Here is a 17,687-nt window from a genome sequence, read left to right as displayed (position 1 = left end):
TCAGCACACGAGCCGATCGCTAATCCAGCCACATCAGCTTACTTCCCAATGCCGTGCTGGGCGATCGCCTGCTCGACGGTCTGGGCGAAGAGCGCATGCAGGTGCGTGGACGGATGGACCTGATCCGCGAACATGTACGTCTGATCCGCGCCGGCCACCGTGTAGGTTTGCGGTGAGCAGAACAGCGACGAGCCAAACGAGGTGCCGAAGTCGCTTGCGGTCTGGCCCGGTGCCAGCACGCTCGGGTTCTGCTGGGCATAGGTGGTTGCCGACTGCACCATCTTCGCCAGCGCGCACCCCGTATCGGTGTTGGATACCGTGAAGCCCAGCGACTGGTAGTTGGCCAGTGACTGGTCCAGCCACGCATACGCGCTCACATAGATGACCTGCGGGACGTTGCTCAAATACTGTTTCAGCGCGTTGTTGTAGGGCACGACGAGTGAATCGAACAGCCCCTGAGCGGTTGCGCCGCCCTGAACACCTTCGGGCGTCAGTTTGATATCAGGCACGTCCGATACGACGACATGCGCCGCGCCCTTTGAAAGGATCAGCTGAACTGCCCCGACGAACTGCGTTGCTGCCGTGGTCATACCGGTAGTCGCTTGCGCCTGTGCCGCCGCCAGTGCCGAAGGCGGGGCCGTGCCAGCCTGGACGGCTGCGGCAGTTTTCTGGATGACCGTTGCCCAGTAGAAAATGTCGTTGGCACCACCGTTGATCAGCACCAGCTGGTTCGAATTGAACGTGCCGTGTTGCGTGATGTATTGATTGACCTGATCGACGATCGGCACTGTGGTCAGTTGCGCGTAAGGGGGCAGCGGCGGGCTCGCAAAGCCGATACCCGGCTGGGTCCCGACGCGTGATCCACCCTGGGCATAGCCTAGCCCGCTCGTCGCGACCAGCGGCTGGCCGAAACCACCCTGATTCGCCGCCGTCAACGTATCCCCATAGTATTCGGCAACCTTCTGGGTCCAGATCTCACCCGGATTGGTCGTAAATCGCCCGCCACCAAAACTCGCCGTAACCACCGGCGCATACGTACCCACGTCCGACAGGCTGTCCCCAAACGACACCACCTGCAGCTTCACTCCGCCCGGCGGCGTGCTGCTCGCGTTGTTGTTATCGCTACCGCCGCCACAGGCGGCGAGCAACGCAAACGCTGCGCCTGCGATCGCGCACTGCGCGACCCGCACCAATCCCCGGTGTCCGATTCCGTTGTGCTTCATGTTGACTTCATCTCCTCGTGTGTCTGGCCTTATGCCATGTGATGCAGGCAGCGTCCGCCGTTTCGACGGCGTGACGGGTGCTTACAGATTTTCTCTTTCATCGTGCGCTGTGCGAAACACGATCGCGTCTCCTCGCCGGCGACTGCCAGCATCGCTCGCATCATTCATACCCGACATCTGCGCGTGAAAGGCCGCGGCCCACGCGGGCGGGGCGAACAGCGCGCGCAGCCTGTTGCGCCATCCCGACACGCGCGCTGCATCGGCGAACATCGAACCCCACTCATGAAACGTCGCCTTCAGCGGGTTGAAGGTGTGAAGCGGCTCGACGATGCCGTACACCGGCGCATCGACCGGATCCTCGTCGACATAACTGCCGAACAGACGATCCCAGACCGACAGCACGCCCGCGTAGTTGCGATCGATATAACGGTCGTTGCGCGCGTGATGAACGCGATGCATCGACGGCGTGTTGAACACGTATCCGAGCCACCGGAGCTGACCGAACAGCTGCGTGTGGACGAAAAACTGAAAACCGAGATTGATCAGCACGATCGCGACGATCTGTGTCGGCGGAAAACCGAGTACCGCAAGCGGCGCCCAGAAAAGCCACATGCCCGCGACCGGATACATCAGGCTTTGCCGGAAGGCGGTGGAAAAATTCATGCGCTCCGACGAGTGATGCACGACGTGCGCGGCCCACAGCCAGCGCACGCGATGGCTGCATCGATGAAAGACGTAGTAGAAAAAATCCTGAGCGACGAACAGCACGACAAACGACGCCCAGCCTGCCTGCCACGTGAAGAGGCGGTAGTGGTCGTAGAAAAACGCGTAGACGGGAATGATCGCGGGCCATGCGAGCTTGTCCGCGGCCTGCTGAAGCAGCGCGAGCGCGGCGTTGCACAGCGTGTCCCGCCAGCTGTAGATGCCGGCTTCCGGACGCGTGCGATGGAGGTGCCACGCCTCCCAGCCGATGCATGCGAGAAACACGGGCGCCATGGCGAGCAGAAGCAATTCAGCATCGAATTGCATGGTCGTCTTCCTCCTCGTCCCCTGTACCTGTCGTTGTCGTTTGATTGCATCGCGCGGCGCCGGGCGGCGCACGATGTGGGTCCTCATGCGATTGTTTGAAGCTGCATCCTGGACGTTGTCCGACAGCGTACACGCTACATGCACGCGTCACGAATGGCTTCCGTAGAAGAATCCTTCAATGCCCGCCGCGCGGATGCGGGTTTTTCCTGGGCTTTGCACGTGGTGCGTCAGAAATATCCGACATCGGCATCGACGGCCCCTTATAGATCCATTCGAGAAGCGCGTCATGCGCGGCACGCGCGGCTTCGGCGTGCGGATCGTTGATGAAGCTCACGACGACGTAACTCACGCCATCCGCAGACGCCACGTAGCCCGCGATCGCGCGCACGTCGCGCAACGTGCCGGTCTTGATGTGCGCGTTGCCGTTGACGGGCTGCGACGTCAGCCGGTTGCGCATCGTGCCGTCGACGCCGGCGATCGGCAGCGATTCGACGAACACCTGCGCAACAGGACTCGCGTTAGCCGACTGGAGGAGGTCCGCTAGCGAGACAGCCGGGATATGCTCATCCCGTGAGAGACCTGAGCCGTTTTCGAGCTGCAGATATTCGGTGGGCAGGCCGCTGCGATGCATGAAGGTATCGATGGCGTCGACTGATTTTTCCGGCGTCGCGGGCGGCTTGCTGATCACGGCGCCGATCGTCAGGAACAGGTTGCGCGCCATCGTGTTGTTGCTGAACTTGTTGATGTCGCGAACGATGTCCGAGAGCGCTGGCCCCTGGTGAACGGCGACCGGTCTGGCGGTGGCGGGCACCGGCCCTTCGCGGGTCGTGCCCGTGAACGTGCCGCCGCTTTGCTGCCATAGCGCGAGGAAGCCGCCCGCGAAGAATGCCGTGTGATCGAGCACGGCGACGTTGACCGTACGGTCGCCGCAGCGCACCGGATAGTCGCCGCTGAACGAGGCCGACACGGTGCCGTTCTGCATCGGCGTCACCGTGGGTGTGACGGCGGTCAGGTTGCCGCGGCACGGGCCGTTCGTCGCGCGAAGCTGGTTGTCGATCTGCAGTTGCGCGAGCGCGGGCAACACGTCGATGGCGACGGTGCCGTCGGGCGAAGGTGTCAGCGAGAACGACAGCGATTTGAACGCGTACAGCAGCGGATCGGGGCCGACGTTGTACGGCGCGGTGGTGTCGTCATCGAATGGCGGGAGATCGCGTGTCGATGCGTCGAAGAAACGCTTGTCGAGCACAAGTGCGCCGTCGATGCCCTTGATGCCTGACGTGTGGATCTTCTGCACGAGGTCGATCAGTTCTTCTGGCACGAGCTTCGGGTCGCCCGTGCCCTGGATGTAGAGATTGCCGTGCAGTACGCCGTTGCCGTCGACGGTGCCGTCGGCGAAGGCACTCGTGCGCCAGCGATAATCCGGGCCGAGTATCGACAGGCCGGCGTAGGTCGTGACGAGCTTCATCGTCGAAGCGGGCATCATCGGTTTGCCTGCGTTGAGCGCGAGGATCGGCGTACGGTCGCCGATTTTCTCGACAACCACGCTCACCGACGAAAGCGGCACGTGCGCGCGCGCGAGTCCTGCCATGACGGACGCCGGCAGCACCGTAGTGACGTTGACGGCGGGGTTCTTCGCCTTCGTGCGTGCGTAGGCCGGTGCGGGCGTCGCAATAAAGGCGAGCGTGAGCGCAAGCGCAACGACGCCTGCAAAAGGCACGCGGGCCGCGAGTGGGATATGCGTACGCGGCGCGGCACGGAAACCGGAAGCCAGCGCGCCATCCGCCTCGGCCTGGCGCCACGACGTAGCAGCACGATCGGATAAAACACGGCGCAGCGTGAGGCTGCGCGCAACGGCGGAAAGAAAAGCGGTCGTCATGCGAGCGGGCGGGAGATCAGGGCCTGGTGGGGCTGCGCGTTGCGCGGGGCGGCCGGGCAATCAGACTGAAAGCCACGCGGCGTCACGCAAAAGCGCTCATTGTAGAGATAACCCGTGACGCTGCGCGAAAACGCAGGCATCGGGCGACCTTCAAACGCGTTCACGTCGTGCGTCGCCCGGTGGACGCTAGAATGCGTGATCACGAACACCACTGAATCATGGAACGGTAGAGCCATGCGGATACTGCTTGTCGAAGATGACCGGATGATTGCGGAAGGCGTGCGCAAGGCGCTGCGCGGCGAAGGCTTTGCGGTCGACTGGGTGCAGGACGGCGAGGCCGCGCTGAATGCCGTCTCGGGCGAGCCGTACGATCTTGTGCTGCTCGACCTCGGACTGCCGAAGCGCGACGGCCTCGATGTATTGCGCACGATGCGTTCGCGCGGTCTCGCGCTGCCGGTGCTGATCGTCACCGCGCGTGATGCCGTCGCCGATCGCGTGAAAGGACTCGACGCCGGCGCGGACGATTACCTCGTCAAACCGTTCGATCTCGACGAACTCGGCGCACGCATGCGCGCGCTGATCCGTCGCCAGTCGGGCCGCAGCGATTCGATGATCCGTCACGGTCCGCTCACGCTCGACCCGGCGTCGCATCAGGTGACGCTCGAAGGCGCGCCGGTCGCGCTGTCGGCGCGCGAATTCGCGCTGCTCGAAGCGCTGATCGCGCGTCCAGGCGCGGTGCTGTCGAAGAGTCAGCTCGAAGAAAAAATGTACGGCTGGGGCGAGGAAATCGGCAGCAATACGGTCGAGGTGTACATCCACGCGCTGCGCAAGAAGCTCGGCGCGGATCTGATCCGCAACGTGCGCGGCCTCGGCTATATGCTCGCGAAGGAAGCCTGACCTGATGCGTTCGATTCGCCGTCAATTGCTGTTCTGGCTGCTCGCGATCGTCCTTACGGGCGTGTGCATCGCAGGCTGGCTCATCTACCGTCAGGCGCTCGCAGAAGCGAACGAGCTGTTCGATTACCAGCTGCAGGAGATTGCCGGGGCCCTGCCATCCGAGTCGTTCTCGCAGGTGCTCGGTTCGCGCGACACCGGCGAAGAAGGCATCGTGTTGCAGATCTGGAATCGCAACGGCATGCTGATCTATTACTCGACACCGCGTGCGCCACTCGCGCCGCGCGCCGAACTCGGCTTTTCGACCCAACGCACCGAGCGTGGCGACTGGCGCGTGTACGGCGCGATCGTCGGCGACAACGTCGTGCAGCTTGCGCAGCCGCTCTCGGTGCGCAACCGGCTGGCCGCGAACGTCGCGCTGCGAACGTTGTGGCCGCTGATCGTGCTGCTGCCGCTGCTGGGCGTCGCCGTATGGATGGTCGTCGGGCGCGGGCTCAAGCCGTTGCGTCGCGTGGCCGTGGCGCTCGACACGCGTCATCCTGAAGCGCTCGATCCGTTGCCGGACCAGCGTCTGCCGCTCGAAGTGCAGCCGCTGGTGCGCGCGCTGAACGGGCTGCTCGCGCGTCTCGCCGCCGCGCTCGATACGCAGAAGGCGTTCGTCGCCGATGCCGCGCACGAACTGCGCACGCCGCTCGCTGCCGTGCAGATTCAGACGCAACTCGTCGCCCGCGCGCGGGATGACGACACGCGCCAGGAAGCGCTCACCGATCTGCAGGCCGGGGTCACGCGTGCAACGCGCCTTGCCGAGCAACTGCTCGCGCTGGCCCGCGCGGAACCCGACGGTCATGCGGCAACGACTGCCGTCGATCTGCAGGCGATGCTCGAAGAATGCGTCGCGTCGCGCGCGCCGCTCGCGCAGCAGCGCAACATCGATCTCGGCATTGAAGCGACCACGTCTGCCACGGTGGTCGGCGACCCCGAAGCGTTGCGTGTGATGCTCAACAACCTGCTCGACAACGCGACGAAGTACACGCCCGAACGGGGGCGTATCGATGTGAGTCTGAAGGTCGAGGGAGGACATCCGGTCGTGCGGATTGCCGATACGGGCCCAGGCATTCCCGTCGAAGAGCGCGACCGCGTGTTCGACCGTTTTTATCGCGCGGGCGCGGGCGTGAATCGCGTGCGTAGCGATGTTGCGGGCAGCGGTCTCGGGCTCGCGATCGTGAAGCGCATCGCGCTTCAGCATCACGCCGAGGTGACGCTCGGCGAATCGGTGTCCGGTGGTCTGCTCGTCGCCGTGCGGTTCTGAAAAGGCCGTCGGGATCGCTGAAACCCCTGACAGAAAAGGTTTTGCGGCATGTAGCGCACTTAAGACTCCTTTAAGTGAGGCCGCGTACGCTTCGAATCATTCTGGAGCACCCCTCTCTGTCAGGAGTACATGATGCAAGCGAAGACCATCAAACGTAGCGCCACGGCTCTGGCGGTTGCTGTTGCGCTGTCGGCGGGTTATGTGGCCGGTCACCGCAACGTTGCGCCGCCCGAAGTCATCGCGCCGGCACAGGCCGCGATGATGCCTGCCGAAGCGGCCGCCAGAACCGGCGTGCCTGATTTCTCGGGTCTCGTGGAAACGTACGGCCCGGCGGTCGTCAACATCAGCGCAAAGCACGTCGTCAAGAATGTCGCGCAACGCGGCGGTGGTAACGCCGGCCAGTTGCCGATCGACCCGAGTGACCCGTTCTACCAGTTCTACAAGCGCTTCTTCGGTGGCATGCCTGGCGGTCCCGGCGCAGGCGGCGGCGATCAGCCCGATACGCCGAGCGCGAGCCTTGGCTCCGGCTTCATCGTCAGCAGCGACGGCTACATCCTGACGAACGCGCACGTTGTGGACGGCGCGAACGTCGTCACCGTCAAGCTGACCGACAAGCGCGAATACAAGGCGAAGGTCGTCGGCGCCGACAAGCAGTCGGACGTCGCGGTGCTCAAGATCGACGCGAGCAACCTGCCGACCGTGAAGATCGGCGATCCGCGTCAGAGCAAGGTCGGTCAGTGGGTAGTCGCGATCGGGTCGCCGTACGGCTTCGACAACACGGTGACCTCGGGCATCATCAGCGCGAAGTCGCGCTCGCTGCCGAACGAGAACTACACGCCGTTCATCCAGACCGACGTGCCGGTGAACCCGGGCAATTCGGGTGGTCCTCTGTTTAACCTGCAGGGCGAAGTGATCGGCATCAATTCGATGATCTATTCGCAGACAGGCGGCTTCCAGGGTCTTTCGTTCGCGATCCCGATCAACGAGGCGATCAAGGTCAAGGACGACCTCGTCGCAACCGGTCACGTCAGCCGCGGGCGCCTGGGCGTCGCGGTGCAGTCGATGAACCAGACGCTCGCGGATTCGTTCGGCATGAAGACGCCGCAGGGCGCGCTCGTGAGCTCGGTCGATGCCAGCGGCCCTGCTGCGAAGGCGGGTCTGCAGCCAGGCGACGTGATCCTGTCGGTGAACGGCTCGCCGGTGTCGGATTCGGCGGATCTGCCGTCGCAGGTCGCGAGTCTGAAGCCCGGCACGAGCGCCAATGTGCAGGTATGGCGCAACAAGGCGACGAAGGACCTGAAGGTGACGATCGGCGCGCTGTCGGACGCGAAGGTGGCTTCGGCGGACGCGCCTGCGCAGGAGCAGGGGCGTCTCGGCGTCGCGGTGCGCCCGCTGACGCCGCAGGAAAAGAGCGGCACGTCGCTGACGCACGGCCTGCTGGTGCAGCAGGCGGACGGTCCCGCAGCAAGCGCCGGCGTCCAGCCGGGTGACGTGATCCTGGCGGTCAACGGCAATCCGGTCACGAGCGTCGACCAGTTGAAGCAGATGGTGGCGAAGGCCGGCGACAGCATCGCGCTGCTGATCCAGCGCGACGACGCGCAGATCTTTGTGCCGGTCGACCTCGGCTGATGTAAGAAGTACCGTCGCTGGTCTGTTTTCAGCGAGTGAGGCCCGCGTGTCGCATGACCCGCGGGCCTTTGCCATGGTGCGATCGCAGCCGTTGGCCGGCGCTCGGGCACGGAGCTTGCAGGCTAGTTTCCTGCACGAACCATAGCAAGGAGCGATGCACATGAAAACACGAGATACCCAGCGAAGGATCATGACCGCGGCTGTCGCGGCGACCCTGACGCTTGCCACCGTGGCCGGCGCGTACGCACAGCAGGCGGGCGATACCACGGGCGGCACCACGACGGATAACACCAGCGCGGGCAACGCCAACGGCGGTGGCCTGCCGCAGGTCCAGCAGCAGGGCGACGTGTCGTTCACATCGGGCGGCGTCGGTCTCGACGAATCGACGGCGTTGCAGGCCGCGCAAAGCCAGTGGCCGCTGTCGCTGCGTTTCACCGGCCCGGGCTCCGAGTTTCTCGCCGACGTCGCGGTGAAGGTCGTCGATGCGCATGGCGCCGAGGTGCTGGACACGAAGTCGCGCGGCCCGTACATGCTGGTCAGGCTGCGCCCCGGCCGCTACACGGTTCATGCGACCTACAAGGATAGCGACCAGAGCAAGGCAGTTTCGGTGACAGGTAAGGGCACGGCGCGCGCGGCGTTTTACTGGAACACGCCGTAAATACGCCCGTAATCGCTGCACTGCACAAACGGTGTGCGAAGGTACGCCGGAGTACGCAAAGGGCGCGCAAGCCGCCGAAGTTTCGCCGATAATGAAGCCACGGGCAGGCCCGTGGCTTTTTTTTCGTGAAGCCGCGCAGCCTGCCGGAAAGCGCACGCGTGATGCAGATCGGCAGCGGCTTGCAGCCGGATATCGCGCGGTTTCCCACCGCATCTCGGAGCTGGACATGATGGACGACGCCCCGGCAGGCAACGCAAGTCCCAACGCGGACGATGCTACCGGCAAACAGTCGGGCGAGCCGCCTGGCGCTGCGCATGGCAGCCAGGGCGGCGGCCATCGCGTTGACGTCGTCATCAACCGGCATCGCGTGCGGGTGATCCATCTCGGCGTCACGGTCGCCGATACGCAGGCGGCACTGACCGTCTCCGAGACGGGTCTTCCCGACGTCTTCTATTTCCCGCGCGCCGACGTCAACATGGCGCGGCTCGAGCGTTCCGCACACACCTCCCGATGTCCGTTCAAGGGCGAGGCGTCCTACTATCATCTGCTGACTGAGGAAGGCGTCGTCGAAAACGCCGTCTGGACGTACGAGACGCCGATCGACAGCGTCAAGCAGATCAAGGGCTATCTGGCGTTTTACACGTCGCGGGTGGACCGCATCGATCAGACGTCGTGATCTGGCGGTGAAAGAGGCTTATCGGGGAGGCCGTCATGGAACTGAACGATGCGTTACGGATTCCGCTTGCACCTTCGGATGTGTGGGAAGCGCTGCAGGATCTCGCGCTGCTGCGCGCGAGTCTCGACAACTGCGAGTCGTTCACGCGACTGCACGGTGGCGAATACGCGCTGACGATGACGGTGCCGCTCGGGCCGCTGCGCGCGCATTACGACGTGCGCGCACATATCGTCAGCCCGGACGGCGTGGAGCCGGAAACCATGCACCGGATGCTCAACTTCAAGGCGCGCGCGCAGGGCGTCGGCGCGTTGCGCGGGCAAATGGAGGTGCGGCTGCGCGCGGACGACCACTGGATCGGCGGCGCGAAACATCCGCACACGCGCATCGACTACTCGGTCTGGGCGACGCTGACCGGGCCGCTTACGCAACTCCCCTCCCGTCAGATCGAAAATGCGTTGCATGACCTCGCTGACACGTTCTTCACCGAGTTCTGCGAAGTCGTGCAGGCGAAACACGGCATGAAGCCGAACCGGGTGCACGGCACGCCGGCGCGGCGTCAGCATGTGTTTCTGCGGCCGGTCAACCTGAGCGCCCTCGCGCGCCGCGTCCGGCCGCATGACCACGGCGGCGCGATCACCGGACGCGCGGCGAGCACGATGCTGAGCGCGCGTGCGCATCACCACGAGCACGATCCGCACGCCGTGCCGAACTGGGCGTGGGCGGGGATGATCTTCTTCGTCGCGGTGCTGCTGTATCTGGCGCGGTGGTTCAGCCAGAACTGAACCGCACGACGCGGCGGTGCTCTCGCCGCCGCGTTTCTCTTGCTTCAATCACATCTCATCCGCCGCGAAATTCCCGGCGGTACGCCGACGGCGATGTCCTGAATGCATCGGCGAAATGCTGGCGCAGCGAAGCCGTCGAGCCGAAGCCTGCGCTGTCGGCGATTGCATCCACCGGTTGATCCGTCGTTTCGAGCAGTTGCTGCGCGCGCGTCAGACGCTGCGCGAGCAGCCACGCGCCGACGGTGGTGCCCGTCGCCTCGCGGAAGCGGCGCGTGAACGTGCGGCGGCTCATCAACGCGCGCCCGGCGAGGGTGTCGAGCGTGTGCGGTGCGTCGAGGTTGCGGCAGACCCAGTCGAGCAGGCCGGACAGCCGGTCGCCGTGGGCATTGTCGGGAACAGGCTGCTGGATGTACTGCGCCTGTCCACCCTGGCGATGCGGCGGCACGACCAGCCGGCGCGCGACGTAGCTCGCGGCCTGCGCGCCGCACTGTTTGCGCAGCACGTGCAGGCAGCAGTCGAGGCCCGCCGCAGTGCCGGCCGACGTCAGCACGTTGCCGTCGTCGATGTAGAGGACGTTCGCATCGAGCTTCACCTTCGGATAGCGGCGCGCGAAATCGTCGGCCCATGCCCAGTGCGTGGTCGCCGGGCGTCCGTCGAGCAGGCCCGCCGCCGCCAGCACGAATGCGCCCAGACACAGGCCGACCAGCTGCGCGCCGCGTGCGTGCGCCGCGCGCAACGCGTCGAGCAGCGCGGCCGGCGGTGGTTCGTCCGGATCGCGCCAGCTGGGCACGATGATCGTGTCGGCGTCAGCGAGCGCGTCAAGACCGTGCGACGCGGCGATCGAAAAACCCGCGGTGGTCGACAGCGTGCCAGGCTCTGACGCACAGACGCGGAAGTCGAACGCAGGCACGCCACCTTCGCCGCGGTCTTCGGCGAAGACAACGCAGGGCACCGAAAGATGAAACGGACTGATGTGGTCGAACGCGACCACAGCAATCACCGGCTTTGCGCCCTCCGCCCGGAGCGGAGTCGACGGACGGGCAGGCCGGGAATCGGCAGAAGAAACCGGACGGGTCATGACGGGTTCCGTAAGCGAGCGCAGGAAGGAAGCGACGCGACGCGACGCAAAACGCGCGCCGCAAAAACGCGATTGGCCCGATCTTATCGAAAGTTGTCATTCGGGTCACTATCATCGCAACGGTCAGCAGTGAAGAATGCAGTCATCGCCGCCGCACTGGAACGACCCGAACGGTCGACGCGCGGCGAACCACTCACCCGAAAGGAGTTTTGCCATGACAACGCCGCGCCGCGCCCTGATCGTCATCGACGTGCAGAACGAATATGTGACCGGCGATCTGCCGATCGAATTTCCGCCAGTCGAGACGTCGCTCGCGAATATCGGTCGGGCGATCGATGCGGCGCGCGCCGCGGCGGTGCCGGTGATCGTGGTGCAGAATCTGGCGCCGGCTGCGTCGCCGATCTTCGCGAGCGGGTCCGACGGCGCCGCACTGCACACGGTGGTCGCCTCGCGTGAGCACGATCACCTGATCACGAAAGCCCTGCCGAGCGCGTTCACGGACACCGATCTCGGCGAGTGGCTCGCGCGGCACGACATCGACACGCTGACGGTGGTCGGCTACATGACGCACAACTGTGACGCGTCGACGATCAACCACGCGCTGCACTCGGGCCTCGCGGTCGAATTCCTGCATGATGCGAGCGGTTCGGTGCCGTACGAAAACAGCGCGGGCTTCGCGAGCGCCGAGGACATTCATCGCGTGTTCAGCGTCGTGCTGCAGTCGCGTTTTGCGGCGGTGGCGAGCACGGATCAATGGATCGACGCACTCACCACAGGCAAGCCGCTCGGGCGCGGCTCGATCTATGCGTCGAACCAGAAGGCACGGGCGACGCAGGCGACGGCGTAAGTCAACCTCGCGCCTCCAGCGTCGCGTTGAAGCGACGCTGCGCATGAAAAAAGGCGGAGACCGCAAGGTTTCCGCCTTTCGCATTCAGGTCCGCACAACCCGCAGAAATTCAGGAGCCGGCCGCGCTGCCCCTGAGGAACGCTGGACTCGTGCGCAGCGCGTCGAACATGCCTTTGACCATGTGTTCGGCATGCTCACCGAAGTCGAAGGCGCCTGGCAGAAACAGCATGTCGCGCAACGACCCGCTGATGAACGCATGAATCATCGACGCCGCGCGCGCTACGTGGAGATCGGCCGGCAACTGGCCTTTCGAGATTGCGTTGCGCACACCGCCCTTGATGCCTTCCAGCCCGTCTCGCATGTTGTTCTGATAGCGCGCCATCACCGGTCCCATTTCCTCGACGAACTCGCATTTCAGAAACAGGATGTCGAACACGCGCCGGCGACGCGGGTCGTTGGCCGTATCGCGCAGACACACGATGCAGATATCGATCATGCGTCCGAGCGGATCGGGTTCCTCAGGATCGAGCGACGCGGCCTTCAGTTCGTCGAGCGGCAGCAGCACGCGGTCGAACATTTCGGTGAAGAGATCGCCCTTGTTGGCGAAATGCCAGTAGATGGCGCCGCGCGTCACACCGGCAACCTGCGCGATGTCCGCCAGCGAGGTGCGCGATACACCCTTCTCGAAGAAGACCTTCTCTGCGGCGTCGAGGATGCCGTTGCGCGTCTCCAGCGCTTCTTCCTTGGTTCGGCGAACCATATCTGTCTGCCCTGCGGTGTATGCGGGATTGCGGGTTGTCCCGGATGTTATTAAGTACGGCCGATGACAATCCGTTCAATAGCCAGCCTGTTTCCGGATTGATCTTGCCGCTACGGCACGCAGCACGTTACAAACGGTCTTTTACGTGCATTCATGAATGTATATATAATAGCACCCCATCGATCGAATAGCCCAAGCCGTGTCGACCGGTTAATATCCGACACTGTTGTCTTTTAAAACGCTTGCGAATCGCCTGAGAGGGCGTCGCAGTGCGGCATTTCCCGGTTTGGCGCGCTTTTGCCTGGATTCGGCCAGGGTCCGGCCACGCGTTGGCTACGATCTGGCTACGACTCGGGCCTGGAATTTACAGGGCTATCGATCAGGCGTCTCAAGACGCATGTGTGCGCCGTCGTCCCCGGGGTAGGGATGCGCGCACTTTTTCATTCTCAGTCTTTGACAGAGGTCGCTCCATGCGCGTCGAACGGGTTCCATTCCGCTTAATCAGTGCCGCGACGGTTGCAATATTTCTTGCAGCATGCGGACAAAAACAATCGGCCCCTCCGCCACAGACGCCCGAAGTCGGCGTCGTGACCGTCGAGCCGCAGGCTGTACCGGTCACCACCGATCTGCCGGGCCGCACCAGTGCGTTCCTCGTCGCGGAAGTCCGCGCGCGGGTCGACGGGATCGTGCTGCGCCGCGAATTCACGGAAGGCACTGAGGTCAAGGCCGGTCAACGTCTCTACAAGATCGATCCGGCGCCGTATATCGCGACGCTGAATAACGCAAAGGCGTCGCTCGCGAAGGCGCAGGCGAATCTTGCGTCTACGTCCGCTCAGGCCAGCCGCTACAAGGTGCTCGTCGCAGCGAACGCGGTCAGCAAGCAGGACTATGACAACGCGGTCGCCGCGCAAGGTCAGGCCGCGGCTGATGTCGCCGCCGGCAAGGCCGCCGTCGACAGCGCCCAGATCAACCTCGGCTATACGGATGTCACGTCGCCGATCACAGGCCGCATCGGCAAATCGTCGGTCACGCCGGGTGCATATGTGCAGGCGAGCCAGGCCACGCTGCTGTCGACCGTTCAGCAACTCGATCCGGTCTACGTGGACCTGACGCAGTCGAGCCTCGACGGTTTGAAGCTACGCCGCGAAATCCAGGAAGGTCGTGTGAAGACGAGCGGTATCAACGCCGCCAAGGTCACGCTGATACTGGAAGACGGCCGTGCCTATCCGGAAACCGGCAAGCTGCAGTTCAGCGACGTCACGGTCGACCAGACCACCGGTTCGGTCACGATTCGCGCCATTTTCCAGAACAAGGACCGCGTGCTGCTGCCGGGCATGTTCGTGCGCGCGCGCATCGAGGAAGGCGTGAACGAAAAGGCGCTGCTGGTGCCGCAGATCGGCATTACGCACGACCAGAAGGGCCAGCCGACGGCGCTCGTCGTCGGCCCGGACAACAAGGTGGCGCTGCGTCAGCTCGTGGCACCGACTACGTATCAGTCGAGCTGGGTCGTCGAGAGCGGCCTGAACCCGGGTGATCGTGTGATCGTGCAGGGCACCGAAAAGGTCCGTCCGGGCGCGACAGTGAAGCCGGTCGCCGCGCAACTGCCGGCCACCCCCGCCTCCGGCGTTACGGCTCAAGGCGCACCAGCGGCCAGCGGTGCGCAGACGGCTCAGGCTGCCTCTGCTGCATCGGGCGCGCAATAACAGGGAGCCCGCTTCATGGCAAAGTTCTTTATCGATCGCCCGATTTTTGCATGGGTGATCGCCATTATTCTGATGCTCGCGGGTGTCGCGTCGATCTTTACGCTTCCGATCGCGCAGTACCCGACCATCGCGCCGCCGGCCGTGCAGATCAGCGCAACGTACCCGGGCGCATCGGCGAAGACGGTTGAAAACACCGTCACGCAGGTGATCGAGCAGCAGATGAGTGGTCTCGACCACTTGCTGTACCTGTCGTCGACTTCGGACGATTCGGGTACGGCGACGATTACGCTGACTTTCGCGGCCGGCACCAACCCCGACATCGCGCAGGTGCAGGTGCAGAACAAGCTGCAGCTCGCCACGCCGCTGTTGCCGCAGGTCGTTCAGCAACTCGGTACGAAGGTCACGAAGTCGAGCAGCAGCTTCCTGATGGTGATGGCGTTCGTGTCCGAAGACGGCAGCATGAGCAAGTACGACCTGGCGAACTACGTCGCGTCGCACGTTCAGGATCCGGTCAGCCGTCTTGACGGCGTGGGCACGGTGACGCTGTTCGGCTCGCAGTACGCGATGCGGATCTGGCTCGATGCGAGCAAGCTGACCAACTTCGGTCTCACGCCGGTCGATGTGCAGACCGCGTTGCTGGCGCAGAACGTTCAGGTGGCCGGCGGTTCGCTGGGCGGCACGCCGTCGGTGCCGGGCCAGCTGCTGCAGGCCACCATCACCGAAGCGACGCTGCTGCAGACGCCGGAGCAGTTCGGCAACGTGCTGCTGAAGGTGAACCAGGACGGTTCGCAGGTCCGGATCAAGGACGTGGCGCGTATCGATCTGGGCGGCGAAAACTACAACTTCGACACGAAGTACAACGGTGCGCCGACCGCCGGTTTCGGTATCCAGCTCGCCACCGGCGCCAACGCGCTGGCAACGGCGAAGGCTGTCCGCGCCCAGGTCGACCAGCTGTCGAAATACTTCCCGCACGGTCTCGTCGTGAAGTATCCGTATGACACGACGCCGTTCGTGCGCCTGTCGATCGAGGAAGTGGTCAAGACGCTGCTCGAAGGTATCGTGCTGGTGTTCCTCGTCATGTACCTGTTCCTGCAGAACCTGCGCGCCACGTTGATCCCGACGATCGCCGTGCCGGTGGTGCTGCTGGGCACGTTCGCGATCATGGGGCTGGTGGGCTTCTCGATCAACACGCTGTCAATGTTCGGGCTCGTGCTGGCCATTGGTCTGCTGGTGGACGATGCGATCGTGGTGGTGGAAAACGTCGAGCGGGTGATGGCAGAGGAGGGTTTATCGCCTCGCGACGCAACCCGCAAGGCGATGGACCAGATTACCGGCGCGCTGGTCGGCGTGGCGCTCGTGCTGTCGGCGGTGTTCGTGCCGGTGGCGTTCTCGGGCGGCTCGGTCGGTGCGATTTACCGGCAGTTCTCGCTGACGATCGTGGCGGCGATGGTGCTGTCCGTGCTCGTCGCGTTGATTCTGACGCCGGCGCTGTGCGCGACGATCCTGAAGCCGATCCCGCAGGGTCACCACGAAGAGAAGAAGGGCTTCTTCGGCTGGTTCAACCGCACGTTCGATAAAAGCCGGGACAAATACCACGTCGGTGTTCACCACGTGATCAAGCGTTCGGGTCGCTGGCTCATCATCTATATGGTGGTGATCCTCGCGGTCGGGCTGCTGTTCGTGAAGCTGCCGAAGTCGTTCCTGCCTGACGAAGACCAGGGCACGATGTTCGTGCTGGTGCAGACGCCTTCCGGCTCGACGCAGGAAACGACGGCGCGCGCGCTAAAGGACATCTCCGACTACCTGCTGAACAGCGAAAAGAGCATCGTCGAGTCGACCTTTACGGTGAACGGCTTCAGCTTCGCCGGTCGCGGCCAGAACGCGGGTCTCGTGTTCGTGCGGATGAAGGATTACGCCGTGCGCCAGCATTCCGACCAGAAGGTGCAGGCGCTGGTGGGCCGGTTGTTCATGCACTTCGGCGGCTACAAGAACGCGCTGGTGTACCCGGTGAATCCGCCGTCGATTCCTGAACTGGGTACAGCAGCCGGTTTCGACTTCGAGTTGCAGGATCGCTCGGGTGTCGGCCACGAGGCGCTGATGGCCGCGCGGAACCAGTTGCTCGGCATGGCTGCGAAGGATCCGACGCTCGCTCAGGTGCGACCGAACGGCCTGAACGACACGCCGCAGTTCAAGGTGAACATCGACCACGAGAAGGCTGCGGCGCTCGGCGTGTCGCTGGCGGCGATCGACCAGACGTTCTCGATCGCGTGGGCTTCGCAGTTCATCAACAACTTCCTCGATACCGACAGCCGGATCAAGAAGGTGTACCTGCAGGGTGACGCGCAGTTCCGTATGACGCCGGAAAACCTGAGCGACTGGTACGTGCGGAATTCCGCGGGCGGGATGGTGCCGTTCTCGGCGTTCGCCAGCGGTACGTGGACGTACGGTTCGCCGAAGCTCGAGCGTTACAACGGTATCTCGGCGGTGGAAATCCAGGGCGCGGCAGCGCCGGGCAAATCGACCGGTCAGGCAATGACGGCCATCGAATCCATCGCGGCGAAACTGCCGGTGGGTATCGGCTACGAATGGACGGGTCTGTCGTTCCAGGAACGTCAGTCCGGTTCGCAGGCGCCGATCCTGTACGCGATCTCGATCCTCGTCGTGTTCCTGTGTCTCGCGGCGCTGTACGAAAGCTGGTCGATCCCGTTCTCGGTAATCATGGTGGTGCCGCTCGGCGTGATCGGCGCGCTGCTGGCGGCCACGCTGCGCGGGCTCGAAAACGACGTGTTCTTCCAGGTCGGGCTGTTGACGACGGTGGGGCTGTCGGCGAAGAACGCGATTCTGATCGTGGAATTCGCCCGCGAACTGCAGCAGTCGGAAGGCATGGGTCCGGTGGAAGCGGCGCTCGAAGCCTCGCGTCTGCGGCTGCGTCCAATCCTGATGACGTCGCTCGCGTTCATTCTCGGCGTGTTGCCGCTCGCGATCAGTAACGGCGCGGGTTCGGCAAGCCAGCACGCAATCGGTACCGGCGTGATCGGCGGGATGCTGACGGCGACGTTCCTCGCCATCTTCATGATCCCGATGTTCTTCGTCGTGATCCGCGCGAAGTTCGGCGGCGAGAAGGAAGACCCGGATGCTGCGATGGAACACTACAACCAGCACCATCCGCATGATCCGGAAGGCGGCGCGGGTGGCAACGGCTCGGGCAAGGAAGGGCATTGAG

Annotated in this window: 14 protein-coding genes; 9 read left to right on the top strand and 5 right to left on the bottom strand. The window is 64.1% G+C overall.

What is annotated here, in order from left to right; translation table 11 throughout:
- Positions 1–38 precede the first annotated feature (38 nt).
- From P3T21_RS04280 to dacB, 3 genes are all read right to left on the bottom strand, one after another.
- Positions 39–1,223 carry an SGNH/GDSL hydrolase family protein gene (locus P3T21_RS04280; RefSeq protein WP_429254688.1) on the bottom strand — a complete coding sequence of 395 codons (1,185 nt, stop codon included), beginning with the start codon at positions 1,221–1,223 and terminating at the stop codon, positions 39–41.
- 81 nt (positions 1,224–1,304) lie between these two features.
- Positions 1,305–2,252, bottom strand: coding sequence for a sterol desaturase family protein (locus P3T21_RS04275; protein WP_429254687.1), 948 nt, complete (start codon positions 2,250–2,252; stop codon positions 1,305–1,307).
- Positions 2,253–2,427: 175 nt separating this feature from the next.
- Complete coding sequence (gene dacB / locus P3T21_RS04270) at positions 2,428–4,128, bottom strand: D-alanyl-D-alanine carboxypeptidase/D-alanyl-D-alanine endopeptidase (RefSeq protein WP_429254686.1); 1,701 nt, start codon at positions 4,126–4,128, stop codon at positions 2,428–2,430.
- Positions 4,129–4,362: 234 nt separating this feature from the next.
- Between dacB and P3T21_RS04265 the strand changes: the two genes are divergently transcribed.
- The 6 genes from P3T21_RS04265 to P3T21_RS04240 all read left to right on the top strand — a co-directional run bounded on the left by P3T21_RS04265 (position 4,363) and on the right by P3T21_RS04240 (position 10,076).
- Complete coding sequence (locus P3T21_RS04265; protein ID WP_429254685.1) at positions 4,363–5,025, top strand: response regulator; 663 nt, start codon at positions 4,363–4,365, stop codon at positions 5,023–5,025.
- Positions 5,026–5,029: 4 nt separating this feature from the next.
- On the top strand, positions 5,030–6,331 hold the full coding sequence (locus P3T21_RS04260; protein ID WP_429254684.1) for an ATP-binding protein: 1,302 nt from the start codon (positions 5,030–5,032) through the stop codon (positions 6,329–6,331).
- 132 nt (positions 6,332–6,463) lie between these two features.
- Entirely contained in the window at positions 6,464–7,960 is a 1,497-nt protein-coding gene (locus P3T21_RS04255; protein WP_429254683.1) for a DegQ family serine endoprotease, read from the top strand.
- Positions 7,961–8,120: 160 nt separating this feature from the next.
- Positions 8,121–8,618 carry a carboxypeptidase regulatory-like domain-containing protein gene (locus P3T21_RS04250; protein ID WP_429254682.1) on the top strand — a complete coding sequence of 166 codons (498 nt, stop codon included), beginning with the start codon at positions 8,121–8,123 and terminating at the stop codon, positions 8,616–8,618.
- A gap of 229 nt (positions 8,619–8,847) precedes the next feature.
- Entirely contained in the window at positions 8,848–9,294 is a 447-nt protein-coding gene (locus tag P3T21_RS04245) for a DUF427 domain-containing protein (protein WP_429255158.1), read from the top strand.
- Between the two features lie 35 nt (positions 9,295–9,329).
- Positions 9,330–10,076 carry a CoxG family protein gene (locus tag P3T21_RS04240; RefSeq protein WP_429254681.1) on the top strand — a complete coding sequence of 249 codons (747 nt, stop codon included), beginning with the start codon at positions 9,330–9,332 and terminating at the stop codon, positions 10,074–10,076.
- A gap of 55 nt (positions 10,077–10,131) precedes the next feature.
- On the opposite strand, the gene P3T21_RS04235 is transcribed toward P3T21_RS04240, so the two are convergent.
- Positions 10,132–11,154 carry a helix-turn-helix domain-containing protein gene (locus tag P3T21_RS04235; RefSeq protein ID WP_429254680.1) on the bottom strand — a complete coding sequence of 341 codons (1,023 nt, stop codon included), beginning with the start codon at positions 11,152–11,154 and terminating at the stop codon, positions 10,132–10,134.
- 214 nt (positions 11,155–11,368) lie between these two features.
- On the opposite strand from P3T21_RS04235, the gene P3T21_RS04230 reads away from it, so the two are divergent.
- Positions 11,369–12,001 (top strand): cysteine hydrolase family protein, encoded by a 633-nt coding sequence (locus P3T21_RS04230; protein WP_429254679.1) that lies wholly within the window; start codon positions 11,369–11,371, stop codon positions 11,999–12,001.
- A gap of 109 nt (positions 12,002–12,110) precedes the next feature.
- Here P3T21_RS04230 and P3T21_RS04225 read toward each other — a convergent pair whose 3' ends face one another.
- Complete coding sequence (locus tag P3T21_RS04225) at positions 12,111–12,761, bottom strand: TetR family transcriptional regulator (protein WP_429254678.1); 651 nt, start codon at positions 12,759–12,761, stop codon at positions 12,111–12,113.
- Positions 12,762–13,231: 470 nt separating this feature from the next.
- Here P3T21_RS04225 and P3T21_RS04220 point away from each other — a divergent pair, with 470 nt between their 5' ends.
- Entirely contained in the window at positions 13,232–14,464 is a 1,233-nt protein-coding gene (locus tag P3T21_RS04220; RefSeq protein ID WP_429254677.1) for an efflux RND transporter periplasmic adaptor subunit, read from the top strand.
- 15 nt (positions 14,465–14,479) lie between these two features.
- Positions 14,480–17,686, top strand: a complete 3,207-nt coding sequence (locus P3T21_RS04215; RefSeq protein WP_429254676.1) for an efflux RND transporter permease subunit — start codon at positions 14,480–14,482, stop codon at positions 17,684–17,686.
- Position 17,687 lies beyond the last annotated feature (1 nt).

The organism is Paraburkholderia sp. GAS334, assembly GCF_050436625.1.
In the GTDB taxonomy this organism is placed as follows: Bacteria; Pseudomonadota; Gammaproteobacteria; order Burkholderiales; family Burkholderiaceae; genus Paraburkholderia.
This window is presented reverse-complemented; position numbering and strand designations above follow the sequence as displayed.